Consider the following 13,458-nt stretch of genomic DNA (forward strand, 5'->3'; position numbering starts at 1 on the left):
AACCTATCCGGAGCGGTACGAAGAATCGGTCGCGAGTGAGGAGAGACACGCATGGCCGGGTTGCGCACACCACCGAGGAAATGGATCGAGGAGGGGCTGCGCGCGCTGGCCCAGGGCGGCCCCGAGGCCGTGCGGATCGAGGTGCTGGCGCAGGCGCTCGGGGTGAGCAAGGGTGGCTTCTACGGCCACTTTCCCAACCGGGAAGCGTTGCTGACCGAGATGCTCGACCTGTGGGAACGGGAGGTCACCGACGCGATCATCGACCAGGTCGACAGCGACGGCGGGGACGGGAGGAGCAGGCTGCGGCGACTGTTCACGCTCGTCGCCGAGGCCGGGACCGACTCGGTGCTCAGCGCCACGACCGATCTCGCGGTCCGCGACTGGGCCCGACGCGACGACGCGGTCGCGCGGCGCCTCCGACGGGTCGACAACCAGCGGATGGACTACCTGCGCTCCGTGTACGCGTCCTTCTGTCCCGATCCCGAGGACGTCGAGGTGCGCTGCATGGTCACGTTCTCACTGCACATCGGCACGCACTACATCACCGCGGAGCACGACGGGCGCAGCCGCGCGGAGGTGGCGGCCCTGTGCTGGGAATGGTTGTTGCGGTGAACCCGCTTGCCCCACCCGTGTGTTCGGTGGCCTGCGGGACGACAGCCGCGCCCCGCAGGCCACCCCCGGTGCCGTGGTGTACCCCCTTGGCGCCTTCCGTGCCGGGGAAGGGGTCACGGTGGCGCGGTCACCACGGCAGGCCACCTCGGGGCCGGACGCCCTCGAAGTCGGTGTTCACCGCCCCGTCGGGGTCCACGTTCGACTCGTCGTGCTGGTCGGGAACCACGGTGGCGTTGTGTTCCACCTGGTCGCTGTAGGCGATACGGCTCTGGTCGTCGATGACGATGGCCTCACCCTGGGAGACGGCGTCGCCCACCAGTTGCGCCAGCTGTTCCGGGCTAGCGTCGGGGTTGTCCGCCGCGATCCGGCGGCCGAGTTCGTTGTTGTGCAGGTCCATCGCCTCGGACTGCATGTCGTTGCCCGGCCTGCGTTCGTGTGAGGTGGCGAAGCCCTCGGCCCATTCCTGGCCGAACTCCTGGGTCATGCGCGCGTTCCAGTAGGCGTGGCGGAACGCGTCGGTGTGGCTGTGGGTGGTGTGCTCGATGCCGGGGTACTGCTCCTCGCTGACCACGTAGGACTCCTGCTGCATGCGGTACCACGAGTACATCTGGTCGGGGCGTAGCTGCCGGAACAGCTCCAGCTCCTCGACGGTCCACTTGCTGGACGGCACGTCCATCCCGAGCTGGTTGAGGATCGGGTTGACGATGTCGACGAGGTCGGGAGGCGGGAAGTCGACCATCTCGCTGCGGGAGTCGGCCGCCTGGTACCGCTCCAGGACCTCCTCCAGTGGCCTGCGCCCGGCGGGGGTGTCGACGACGAACTGGCTGCTGCTCTCGTCGTAGAGCACCGAGCCGAGACTGGCCGCGGCACCGGCGAACGCCTCCACCAGCGCGAGGTAGAGCGACGCGGCGCCGTTCAGCGCGGCGGCGGCCTGGTCGGCGAGCGCGGCGGCGGCTTCGGTGTCGCCGTCCGGTAGCGCGCCCGCCCGGGAGGCCAGGTCACCGAGCACACCGTGGACCTCGGCGTGCTGCTCGTGTGCGGAGCGGGCGTTCTCGGCGAGAGTGTCGAGGGTGGTGGCGATGGTGCGCAGCGTGTCGGCCTCGGTGCCGGTGTCGTCGCGTTCGGTGGCGATGCGCTGCAGGGCGGCCTCGGCGGCCTGGCCGTCCCACGCGGCCTCGGTGCGGCTCGACACCGACGACAGCGAGTCGCCCGCGGAGTCGAGGCCGTCGGCGACCCGCTTGCAGGCCACCCCGAGGTCCTCGATGCCGTCGGGGTCGCCGGGAATGTCGGCGGTGGCCGCGACAGCGGAGGGCAGCACGGCGGCGACGTTGTCGGCGGTGACCTCGCCGGCCCAGCCGCGCAGCCGGTCGGCCAGGGAACGCAGTTGTGCCTCGGGAACCTGGGTCACCAGCGGCCTCCGAGGATGTCGCCGAGGTTGTCGGGAATGATGCCGTCGACGGTCTCGGTGACGGTGTCCTCGACACGCTGGTAGGCGGAGCGGCCGTCGCGGATCCGTTCGGCGATGCGCCCGAGTTCGTCGCCGCGTTCGGAGAGCATGGTCGCGATGCTGCGTTGCAGCTGGGTGAAGGCGTCGGCGCTCTCGGCGGTGGCGAACGCGGCCGCACCGTCGGCGGCGTCGGATGTCCAGCTGTCGGCGACGGCGCGCACGTCGGACTCGACGAGGTCGACCGACGCGCCGATGTCACCGAGCTCGTCGTTCGACGTGAAAAAGCCTGTCACGGACGTCCTCTCGGCCTGGTCGTTTCCCCCGGGCGAGGATATCGACAGCGACGGGCGAAACCGGAATTCCGCGCGACTTTCGGGTATCGCGGCGGTAGCGCCGCTGGTGGCGGCGCCGGTCAGGTTCTGGCGCCGGCCTGCTGCCGGAGGGCCTCGTCGGCGGCGCCGAGCGCGAGCCGCACGGCGCCCAGTGCCACGGCTTCGGGGCCGACGGTGGAGGCCGCGAGTTCGGGCGGGCGGACGCAGCGTTCGGCGATGTGCTCACGTAGTCGTGGCAGCAGCAGGTCGGCGGCGTCGGCGAGGCCGCCGCCGAGCACGATCAGCTGCGGGTCGACCGTCAGGGTCATGGCGATGGCCTGCCGTGCCAGCACCGCGCAGAACTCGTCGACGATCCCGACGGCGTCGGGCTCGCCGGCTCTGGCGCGCTGGAGGAGCCGTTCGGTGACCTCGTGGTCGCGGGCCGCCGTGGTGTCGCCGGTGGCGGGCCCCAGCAGCAGTTGCCTCGATTGTTCCCAGGTCGTGAAGTCGAGCAGGCCGATCTCGCCCGCCGCGCCGCCGTAGCCGCGGTGTACGCGGCCGCCGAGTACGAGGCCCACGCCGATGCGGCGGCCGATGAGCAGGTGGATCAGGTCGTCGACGTCGCGGGCGATGCCGTAGTCGCGTTCGGCGAGCGCGGCGAGGTTCGCGTCGTTGTCGACCAGGACGGGGCAGGCGAAGGAGCGCGCGAGCTTGCGGGCCAGCGGGAAGTCCACCCAGCCCGGGATCACCGTGGACAGGGTGACGGTGCCGTCGGGCGCGATGATGCCAGGGCAGCCCACCGCCACTGCCATCACGGTCGAGCGGTCCACCCCGGCCGCGGTCAGGCAGCGGGTGGCGACGTCGCGGACCTCGGCCAGCCGGGCCTCGGGGTCCAGGTGCGGGTCGACCCTGGCCTCCGCGGTGCGCACGGTGGTGCCGTCGAGTTCGCTGAGCACGCCGAGGACCCGGTGGGCGCCGACGTCGATGCCGAGCACGTGACCGCTGTCGGCGCGGAAGGCGAACCGGCGTGCGGGGCGCCCGACGCGGCGCCCGCCCCGGGGTTCGTGTTCGGCGGCCCAGCCCTGCTCGACGAGTTCGTCGACGGCGGCCTCCACGGTGGGACGGGACAGCCCGGTGGCGCGGGCCAGGTCGGTGAGCGTGGCGGGGCCGCTCTCCCGCAGCGCCGACAGGACCGCCACGGAGTTGATGAGCCGGAGCAGCGACTGGCCGCCGCCCTCGGGTTGCGCTGTGGACACGAACTCTCCCTTGACCGGACGACCGTGATCGTAGAGCATGCCTCCTTAATTAAAACAAGTTCCCTTAATAACTTTGCCCTGGGAGGCCCTGTGTCAGCGCCGGTCACCATCGCCATCATCGGCGCGGGTGTACGAGGACGGACCTACGCCGACCGCGCTGCCGCCACCGGCCGCGCCACCGTGACCGCGGTCGCCGACCCCCGCCCGCACGCCAGGGACACGCTCGCCGCCGAGCACGCCGTCCCCGCGGCCGCGGTGTTCGACGACTGGCGTGCCCTGCTCGACACACCCCGGGTGGCCGACGTGGCCGTGATCGCCACCCAGGACGCCGACCACGCCGACCCCGCCGTCGCGCTGGCGCGCCGCGGCTACCACCTGCTGCTCGAGAAACCGATGGCCACCACCGAGGCCGACTGCGAACGCATCGTGACCGCCGCCGAGGACGCGGGCGTGCTGCTGGCGGTGTGCCACGTGCTGCGCTACACGCCCTACTCCCGCGCCCTGACCTCGCTGGTGGCCGGCGGGCGCCTCGGCGACATCGTCAGCGTCGAGCACCTCGAACCGGTGGGGTGGTGGCACCAGGCCCACTCCTACGTTCGCGGCAACTGGCGGCGCGAGGACACCTCCACCTCCATGCTCATGGCCAAGTCCTGCCACGACCTCGACTGGCTGACCCACCTCATCGGCAGGCCGGCCGTGCGGGTGTCGTCGTTCGGCGGGCTCTACGAGTTCCGGCCCGAACGCAGGCCCGAGGGCGCGGCCGACCGCTGCCTCGACTGCGCCGTGGAGGCGGACTGCCCCTACTCCGCGCCCCGGATCTACCGGCCGCTGCTCGACGAGCCCGACCGGTTGTGGCCGCTGTCGGTGGTCACCGACGACCGCACCGAGCAGGGTCTGCTCACCGCCCTGCGGGACGGGCCCTACGGGCGCTGCGTGTACGCCTGCGACAACGACGTCGTGGATCACCAGGTCGTCAACCTCGAATACACCGGTGGTGTCACCGCCTCGTTCACCATGACCGCGTTCACCCCGCTGGAGCAGCGCAAGACCCGCGTGTTCGGCACCCGGGCCTCGGTGGAGGGCGACGGCCGCACCCTGACCGTCCACGACTTCCTCCACGGCACCGAAGTCATCGACACCGGCCTGCACGGCGGCGCCACCGCCGACGACGGACACGGCGGCGGCGACCAGGCACTCGTCGACGCCTTCCTCGACGCCGTCGCCACCGGTCACAGCGAACAGATCCTCTCCAGCGGCCGCGAAAGCCTCGCCACCCACCAGCTCGTGTGGGCGGCCGAGCACGCCCGCCGCACCGGCACCGTCGTCACCCTGCCCGCCACCACCCCACCCCAGCCGCTCACCCGGAGGTAGCACGATGAGAAAAGTCACGGCCGCACTACTCGGCACCGTCCTGACCGGCACGCTCGTCACCGCCTGCGGCTCCGACGCCGGCGACACCACCACCGGCGACCCCGACGGGCGCGGACCCATCACGTTCGCCACCATCAAGGACGGCACCGGCACCGTGCCCGAGCTCGTCGAGCAGTGGAACGACGACCACCCCGACGAGCAGGTCACCATCGTCGAACTGCCCGAAGGCGCCGATGGGCAGCGCCAGAAACTCGTGCAGCAGGCCCAGACACAGTCCGACGCCTACGACGTCATCACCATCGACCTGCCCTGGAACGCCGAGTTCGCCGCCCGCCGCTGGATCACCGAACTGCCGCCCGACCAGTTCCGCGTGGACGGGTTCTTCGACGCGGCGCTGGCCGGCTCGCAGTACCGGGACGGGCTGTACTCGATCCCGCACTTCACCGGCTCGGCCATGCTGTACTTCCGCGAGGACCTGCTGGAGAAGGTGTCCGCCGAACCGCCGACGACGTGGGCGGAGCTGGCCGAGGTCTGCGACGAGGTGCTCGCCCTGCCCGAGGCGGAGGGCATGTCCTGCTACGCCGGTCAGCACGACAAGTACGAGGGTCTGACCGTCAACTTCCTGGAGGCGGTGGCCTCCGCGGGCGGCACGGTGTTCGACGAGCAGGGCCGCCCCCACCTCGACACCCCCGAAGCGGCCGAGGGCCTGCGATTCCTCGTCGAGGGCCTCGACGAGGGCCGGATCCCCGGCGACGCCGTGACCTACAAGGAAGAGGAGGGCCGCCGCGCCTTCCAGCAGGGCGAGCTGGTGTTCCACCGCAACTGGGCCTACATCTACGCACTGGTCAACGCCGACGACGGCTCCTCCGAGATCGCGGGCGACGCCGGCGTCACCGTGATCCCCGGCAAGGACGGGCCCGGCGTGTCCTCCCTCGGCGGCAACAACCTCGCCGTGTCGTCGTTCTCCACCGCGCAGGCCACCGCCCGCGACTTCATCGCCTGGCTGACCGGCCTCGACACCCAGCTCCAGCACGCCGAGGGCTCCGCCTACCCGATGACCCGCACGGAGGTTTACTCCGACCCGGGGCTGCGCGAGCAGTACCCGTACCTGACCGTGCTCAAGGACGGCATCGAGAACGCGCAGCCCCGGCCCTCGATCGTGCGCTACGGCGACGCCAGCACCGTGATCCAGAACAACGTCTACGCGGCGATCACGGGGGAGCGCTCCGCCGACAAGGCGCTGGCCACGATGCAGCAAGAGCTGACCGCCCTCACCCAAGGGTCCTGACGTCGATGCGCACCAAGTCGCGGACACCGGCGAGTCAGGGCCGCACGGCGGCACTGCTGCTGTCACCCACGGCAGCAGTGCTCGCGCTCGTCATCGGCTACCCGCTGCTGGCGGCACTGCGCGAATCCCTGCACCGCAGCGGTGACGAGATCGACGAGTCCGGGTTCGTCGTCACCGGTGAACGGTTCGTCGGCGCGGACAACTTCACCGCCGCGCTCACCGGCGAGCGGTTCTGGAACGCCTTCGGCAACACCACCCTGTTCACCGTCACCACCGTCACAGCCGAAGTCGTCATCGGCGTGGCGATGGCACTGGTGATGCACCGAGCGATGCGCGGCCGCGGTTTCATCCGCGCCGCCATCCTCGTGCCCTGGGCCATCCCCACCGCCGTGGCCGCGCTGCTGTGGCGGTGGATCTTCCAGGCCGACGGCGTCGCCAACGCCGTGCTCGGCACCGACCTGCTGTGGACGGCCGACGGCTGGCCCGCACAACTCGCGGTCATCGTCGCCGACACCTGGAAGACGGCACCGTTCGTCGGGCTGCTCGTGCTCGCCGGGCTCCAGCTCATCCCCAACGACGTGTACGAGGCCGCCCGCCTGGACGGCGCCACCGGCTGGCAGCAGTTCCGCAGCGTCACCCTGCCCCTGGTGAAACCGGCGCTGCTGGTGGCGGTGCTGTTCCGCCTGCTCGACGCGCTGCGCATGTTCGACCTGCCCTTCGTGCTCGTGGGCGCGCAGAAGGCGTCGGTCGAGACGCTGTCGATGCTGGCCTGGGACGAGGCCAACCAGGTGCGCTACGGGCCCGCCGCGGCGTACGCGGTACTGCTGTTCTGCTACATCGCGGTGGTGGCGTTCGTGTTCGTCAAACTTCTCGGCGCCGACCTGCTGGGCGAGCGCCGCAGCCGCAGGACGCCGGAGGTGCCCGCATGAGCACGCCCAGTCCCGTCGCCGGTTTCGTGCGCCGCGCCGCCCCCTACGCCGGAATCGCCGTGATCGTGGCGTACTGCCTGGCACCGTTCTACTGGATGGTGGTGTCCAGCTTCCGCCGCAGCAGCGACATCTTCGACCTCTCGGCACTGCCCTCGCCGTGGTCGCTGGAGAACTACCGTGCCGTGTTCAGCGGCGACAACCAGTTCGGGCAGGCACTGCTCAACAGCGTGATCGTCGCCGGAATCACCACCGCCGCCACCGTCGTGATCGCGACCTTCGCCGCCTACGCCCTCGCGCGGCTTCGGTTCCGGTTCACCAACGCGGTCCTGGCCATCGTGATCGCCACCTCGATGTTTCCCGGGATTTCACTGCTGGTACCGCTGCTGAAGCTGTTCACCGACATCGGCTGGATCAACACTTACCAGTCGATGATCGTGCCCAACCTCTCCTTCGCGCTGCCGCTGGCGATCTGGTACCTCACCACGTTCTTCCGGCAGCTGCCCCACGAACTGGAGGAGGCCGCCCGCGTCGACGGCTGCACCCCGGGCCAGGCGTTTCGCAAGGTGATCCTGCCGATCGCGGTGCCCGGCGTGTTCACCACCGCGATCATCGTGTTCGTCGTGGCGTGGAACGAGTTCATCATCGCGCTGACCATGGTCAACGACCCGGCCATGCAGACCGCCACCGTGCGCATCTCCCAGTTCGTGGGAGTCGCCGCCCACGACAGCCCCTTCGGCACCCGCATGGCGGCCGGAGTCGTCGCCACCGTGCCCCTCGTGATCGCCGTGCTGCTGTTCCAGCGGCGCATCGTCGCCGGGCTCACCTCGGGGGGCGTGAAATGACCACCGACACCACCGACACCACCGAGGAGAAGTGATGTCCCCGCACTCCGAGAACCGGCCACCCAGCAGACGGGAATTCCTCACCCTCGCCGGAGTCAGCGCCACCGCGCTGGCCCTCGGCAGTGGAATACCCGCCCACGCCGCGCAGCCCGCACCACCCTCCCGGGGCCGGGTACCCGCCGCACCGTTCACCCTCGGCGTCGCCTCCGGCGACCCCGAACCCACCAGCGTGGTGCTCTGGACCCGGCTCGCCCCGGACCCCCTCGCCGCCGACGGCCACGGCGGCATGCCCGGCGAGCACGTCGACGTCCACTACGAGATCGCCGAGGACGAACACTTCACCACCGTCGTCCACCGCGGCCGCGCCGTGGCCACCCCGGACCTGGCGCACTCCGTACACCCGGAGATCCACGGCCTGCGCCCCGGCCGCGAGTACTTCTACCGCTTCCGCGCGGGCGAGCACCTCAGCCCCGTCGGCCGCACCCGCACCGCACCCGGCCGCCACGACCGCACCGCGGCACTGCGTTTCGCCAGCGTGTCCTGCCAAGCCTGGTACCACGGGCACTTCACCGCCTACCGGCACCTCGCCACCGAGGACCCCGACCTCGTGTTCTTCCTCGGCGACTACATCTACGAATACGCCATCGGCGAGAGCAACCTCTGGCGCCAGGGCGTCACCCTCGACCCCGTCCACAACGCCGACGTGCGCACCCTGGAGCAGTACCGCCTGCGCTACGCGCTGTTCAAGACCGACCCCCACCTCCAGCGCGCCCACGCCCTCGCGCCCTGGGTGTCCACCTGGGACGACCACGAGGTGCAGAACAACTACGCCGACGCCCACTCCCAGTACGGCATCGCGGTACCCGACTTCGAACGGCAGCGCGCGGTGGCCTACCGCGCCTACTACGAGAACATGCCGCTGCGCCGCTCCAGCCTGCCCCACGGCCCCGACATGCGGCTCTACCGGCGACTGCGGTGGGGCGACCTCGCCGACATCCACGTGCTCGACACCCGCCAGTACCGCGACGACTTCCCCGACGACACCAGCGCAGGCGGGGAGCACACCGACCCCGACCGCTCCATCCTCGGCCGCGCCCAGGAACGCTGGCTGGCACAGGGCCTGCGGCAGGCCAACGCGACCTGGACACTGCTCGCCCAACAGGTCGTCATGGCCCAGATCGACCGCGACACCGGCCCCGGCCGCACCTTCAGCATGGACCAGTGGGACGGCTTCACCGCCAACCGCGACCGCGTGTTCGACGCCGTGCGCCGCCACGGCGTCGACAACCTCGCGGTCCTCACCGGCGACATCCACCGCCACGTCGCCGCAGACCTCAAAGCCGACTTCACCGACCCCGCCTCGGCCACGATCGGCACCGAGCTGATCGTCGGCTCCGTCGGCTCCGACGGCGACGGAGCCCCCACCGACGACTACACCGACCTGTGGCTGTCGAACCCGCACGTGCGCTTCTACGACGGCCGCCGAGGCTACCTGCTCGGCACCCTGACCCCGACGGAACTGACCGCGGAGTACAAGGTCGTCGACTACATCGAGGCCGACGACCGCGCCCCGGTCTCCACCACCGCACGGTTCGTCACCGAAGCGGGCAACCCCGGACTGAAGCGGGAGGCGTGATGACAGGCCACCTCGACACCGCGAGCAGGCTCGCGCCGGTCACCGGCCTCGCCGCCGAACCCGGCATCGGGCGCATCGACCTCACCTGGCAGGCCCGGCGACCCTACCGGCCGCTGGTGGACCACTTCGCCGTCCACGCCGCGCGGCAACGCCACTTCCGGCCCACCGCCGACACCCTGGTCGGCAAGACCATCGACACCCACCTGCGCCACGACAACCTCGGGCCGCAGGGCTCGACCTGGTACTACCAGGTGGTGACCGTCGACGCCGCCGGACGCGCCAGCGACCCCGCCGGTCCACTGCGCGCGACCTCGCGGGAGTCGGTGACCGTGTCCGGCACCCCGATCGCCGTGGTCGGCGACTTCGACCGCAAGGGCCTCGAACTCGCGCTGTCTCCCGACGGCTACGCCGACTACCGCACCATCTTCCCCGGCGGCGCCGACTACACCCACGGCACCGACACGCCCGGCGCGGCCTGGCCGTACCTGCACCCCGGCCCCGCCGACCGGTGGGCGGGCAGCACCGACCACACCTTCCGCCTGCGGTTCACGCTCGCCGACGCTCCACCGCGCGACCTCGCGCTGGCGATCTGGCTCATCGACACCCACGCCAGCATCCCCGGCGTTCTGGAGATCCGGTGCAACGACACCGCCGTCACCGAGGTCGCGCTGGAGAACGGCGCCACCAAGGGCTCCCTGCAGGGGGACGCCACCGCACCGGACAGCCCACTCAAACCGTCCATCGTGGAACTGCCGCTTCCCGCCGCGACCCTGCGCAGTGGAGAGAACGTTCTCACCCTGCACAAGGGCGAGGGCTCCTGGCACGCCTACGACGCACTCGGGGTGTTCCGCCCTCGGTTACCCTGAACGCCTCAGGGTTGGTCCACTAAGGGTAGTGCGCGCTACGCCGACGCTACTCCGAACGGACTTTCCGTTGGTACGGTCGGCTTCATGCGGGCAGACCGGGGGACCACCCAGCGTGAAACAGTCGAACACCAGAACCACCAGAACGGCGACGCGGTGGGGGAGGACACCCCGCCGCGTCGCCGTCGCGCGGCCCGCTGGGGCCGCATCGCGACCGGGCCCCGGCCGGGATGGCGCGGCGCGAGCATCCTGCTGGCCCTGACCACCGCCGCACTCGTCGCGTGGAACACCGCCGACCAGCTCGTGCCCGGAGTCGGCGGCACACTCGCAGGCCAGGTGGCGCTCAACGTCGCCCTCGCCCTCGGCGTCGCCTGCCTGCTCACCGGCCTGCTGTTCGTCACGGTCGGCCGCCTGCTCGCCCTGCCCTGGACCTACGTCGCCACGCTGCTCGCCAGCCTCGTGCTGCTGCTGACCCTCGGCGCGGGCGCCAGCCCACTGGGCTGGTACGCCGCCGTCGCCGTCACCGTCACCGGCGCCTCCCTGCTCGGCGCAGCGGCAGGCGGGCTGCTCCCGCACCGCGGGCGCCCACCCCTGCACCGCCGCGACACCCGGCTCGGCGTCCTCCTCCTCGCGGTCGTGCTCACCGGCGGCCCCGGACTGTGGCTCGCCACCGCAGGCCAGACCCCCGCCGCCCCCGCCGACGACGGCGCGGCAGCCCGCACCCTGCCCACCGACCCGGCAGCACCCGGCCCGTACGACATCACCGAACTCACCTACGGCAGCGGCACCGGCCAGCGCCCCGAGTACGGCGACAACGCCACCCTGACCACCGACCCGGTCGACGCCTCCGGACTCATCAGCGGCTGGAACGCCGACCGCCGCGCACTGTGGGGCTTCGGCGTCGACGCGCTCCCGCTCAACGCCCGCGTGTGGCACCCACAGGGCGAGGGCCCCTTCCCGCTGGTGCTCCTGCTGCACGGCAACAAGAGCAACGCCACCCACTCCGAGGACGGCTTCCGCTACCTCGGCGAGCAACTCGCCAGCCACGGCATCATCGCGGCCTCGGTGGACCAGAACTACCTCAACACCGGCGTCCTCGACCGCAGCGGGGGACTGCGCGGTGTCGACGCGGCCCGGGGCAGCCTGCTGCTCGACCACCTGCGCGCGTGGCGCACCTGGAACAACCAGGAGGGCAACCCGTTCACCGGCAAGGTGGACCTCGGCGCCGTCGGCCTGCTCGGCCACTCCCGGGGCGGCGAGGCCATCGCCACCGCCACCCACCAGCACGCCGCCGACCCCCTCGACGGCATCACCATCCGCTCCCTGCTCGCGCTCGCCCCCTCCGACGGCCAGCACCGCCCCGGCGGGGAGCCCATCACCCTGCGCGACGTCAACTACCTCGTCCTGCAGGGCTCCCACGACGCCGACGTCGCGGGCTTCGCCGGGCTCAACCAGTACGAACGCCTCGAATACAGCGGCGAGGCCGACCACATCGCCGCCGCCGTCCACATCGGGCGAGCCAACCACGGCCAGTTCAACAGCCGCTGGGGCCGCCACGACGTCGGCTACGGCCTGCCCGCCGCGTTCCTCGACGACGGTGTACTCCTCACCCCCGAACAGCAGCGGCGCATCGCCTCGGCCTACGCGACGACTTACTTCACCGGCACCCTTGCGGACCAGCCGGGCGAGTTCGCGCTGCTGCGCGACCACCGCGCCGGAGCGCCCTGGCTGCCCGACACCGGCTACGTCAGCCGCTACACCGACTCCACCACCACCGTCACCAACACCGCCGACACCCTGCGCACCGACGGCGCCGACAGCACGACCATCCCGTTGCCGCTGCGCACCGGCCCCGGCGAGGAGACCGTCCTGCGCCTCGAATGGGACCAGGGGCAGCAACCAGTCCTCACCGCCGACCTGCCCGCCAACCCCGACGCCGACAGCATCGTGTTCGACGCCGCCGCGACCACCGGCACCACCGGCGCGGTCACCGTACGCGCCACCGACGGCGACGGCACCACCGTGAGCCTGCCCGCCACCGAGGTCAGGCCGCTGCGGACCCCGCTACCGGGCCAGTACCTCGTGGCCTCCTGGATGCACCCCGGCCCACTGACCGAACCCGTCCCGCAGACCTTCCGCATCCCGCTCGACGACCTCGCCCGCACCGACCCCGCCTTCGACCCCCGCGACCTCACCACCGTGTCGCTCGCGTTCGACGGCACCACCGGCGGATCGGCGCTCGTCACCGACATCGGAGTGAGCGGCGGGCGGCCCTGACCCATCCACCGGCTACGTCGGAAGGCGACAGCACTCCGCGCCCGTGCACGGACGCGCGCACGGGCGCGGAGTTCCTACCGTCTGCGGCATGACCAAGCTCGTCACCACCCTGCTGATCGCACTGACCGCGGCCGCGACCGTCTCCTTCGGGGCGATCCTGGGCGAAACCGTCATGTTGTATCCGAACATCTTCCTGGACCCGCCGCAGTCCCTGGTGCGAGCCAGGGAGTTCCTGGTCGCGGGCAGCCCCTCAGACTTCTTCCCCCCACTCGGCCTGGCGATCATCGTGCTGGGCGCGGTGGCCGTAGTCGCCACCTGGCGGCGCCCCGGCATCCGCTGGTACGTCGCCGGAGCCGCAGCCGCCTACCTGTGCTGCGAACTGGTGTTCTCGGCCGTGTGGTTCTGGCCCCGCAACGAGATCATGTTCGTCGACCCCGTCGGCACCCACTCCGCGCAGTTCCTGCGCACCACCGCGGAGGAGTTCGTCGCAGGGCACTGGGCCCGCCTCGCAGGCGGGGCGGCCACCGCCGCGCTGCTGTTCACCGCCCTCGTGCGCTGGCTGCGGACAAGCCGGCCCCGGCCCGCTTTGCATCCCCGCACCGATCGAATACGTTGACAACCCTGCC

General features: G+C 71.4%; 12 protein-coding genes. 9 read left to right on the forward strand and 3 right to left on the reverse strand.

The features are described from left to right. Positions 1-51: 51 nt before the first annotated feature. Entirely contained in the window at positions 52-612 is a 561-nt protein-coding gene (locus FFT09_RS01245) for a TetR/AcrR family transcriptional regulator (RefSeq protein WP_138381548.1), read from the forward strand. 127 nt (positions 613-739) lie between these two features. Here FFT09_RS01245 and FFT09_RS01250 read toward each other — a convergent pair whose 3' ends face one another. The 3 genes from FFT09_RS01250 to FFT09_RS01260 all read right to left on the reverse strand — a co-directional run bounded on the left by FFT09_RS01250 (position 740) and on the right by FFT09_RS01260 (position 3,626). Next, entirely contained in the window at positions 740-2,020 is a 1,281-nt protein-coding gene (locus FFT09_RS01250; protein WP_081190183.1) for a WXG100 family type VII secretion target, read from the reverse strand. Further along, a complete protein-coding gene (locus FFT09_RS01255; protein WP_024873871.1) occupies positions 2,017-2,352 on the reverse strand; it encodes a hypothetical protein in 336 nt (111 codons plus the stop codon). Before FFT09_RS01255 ends, FFT09_RS01250 begins: the two co-directional genes overlap by 4 nt. Before the next feature lie 119 nt (positions 2,353-2,471). After that, positions 2,472-3,626, reverse strand: coding sequence for an ROK family transcriptional regulator (locus tag FFT09_RS01260; RefSeq protein ID WP_244231135.1), 1,155 nt, complete (start codon positions 3,624-3,626; stop codon positions 2,472-2,474). A gap of 90 nt (positions 3,627-3,716) precedes the next feature. Here FFT09_RS01260 and FFT09_RS01265 point away from each other — a divergent pair, with 90 nt between their 5' ends. The 8 genes from FFT09_RS01265 to FFT09_RS01300 all read left to right on the forward strand — a co-directional run bounded on the left by FFT09_RS01265 (position 3,717) and on the right by FFT09_RS01300 (position 13,448). Beyond that, positions 3,717-4,997, forward strand: coding sequence for a Gfo/Idh/MocA family protein (locus tag FFT09_RS01265; RefSeq protein ID WP_138381549.1), 1,281 nt, complete (start codon positions 3,717-3,719; stop codon positions 4,995-4,997). Positions 4,998-5,001: 4 nt separating this feature from the next. Further along, positions 5,002-6,285, forward strand: coding sequence for an ABC transporter substrate-binding protein (locus FFT09_RS01270; RefSeq protein ID WP_138381550.1), 1,284 nt, complete (start codon positions 5,002-5,004; stop codon positions 6,283-6,285). Between the two features lie 5 nt (positions 6,286-6,290). Continuing rightward, positions 6,291-7,214, forward strand: a complete 924-nt coding sequence (locus tag FFT09_RS01275; protein ID WP_024873875.1) for a carbohydrate ABC transporter permease — start codon at positions 6,291-6,293, stop codon at positions 7,212-7,214. Then, positions 7,211-8,056 carry a carbohydrate ABC transporter permease gene (locus tag FFT09_RS01280; protein ID WP_024873876.1) on the forward strand — a complete coding sequence of 282 codons (846 nt, stop codon included), beginning with the start codon at positions 7,211-7,213 and terminating at the stop codon, positions 8,054-8,056. Before FFT09_RS01275 ends, FFT09_RS01280 begins: the two co-directional genes overlap by 4 nt. A 34-nt stretch (positions 8,057-8,090) precedes the next feature. Further along, on the forward strand, positions 8,091-9,692 hold the full coding sequence (locus tag FFT09_RS01285; protein WP_138381551.1) for an alkaline phosphatase D family protein: 1,602 nt from the start codon (positions 8,091-8,093) through the stop codon (positions 9,690-9,692). Beyond that, complete coding sequence (locus FFT09_RS01290; RefSeq protein ID WP_138381552.1) at positions 9,692-10,558, forward strand: polysaccharide lyase family protein; 867 nt, start codon at positions 9,692-9,694, stop codon at positions 10,556-10,558. Before FFT09_RS01285 ends, FFT09_RS01290 begins: the two co-directional genes overlap by 1 nt. Before the next feature lie 84 nt (positions 10,559-10,642). Further along, positions 10,643-12,832, forward strand: coding sequence for an alpha/beta hydrolase (locus FFT09_RS01295; RefSeq protein ID WP_167305312.1), 2,190 nt, complete (start codon positions 10,643-10,645; stop codon positions 12,830-12,832). An 88-nt stretch (positions 12,833-12,920) separates the two neighbouring features. Further along, positions 12,921-13,448: a DUF1772 domain-containing protein gene (locus FFT09_RS01300; protein ID WP_138381553.1), complete on the forward strand. Its 528-nt coding sequence runs from the start codon at positions 12,921-12,923 to the stop codon at positions 13,446-13,448. Positions 13,449-13,458 lie beyond the last annotated feature (10 nt).

Source organism: Saccharomonospora piscinae, assembly GCF_005862235.1.
Lineage (GTDB): Bacteria > Actinomycetota > Actinomycetes > Mycobacteriales > Pseudonocardiaceae > Saccharomonospora > Saccharomonospora piscinae.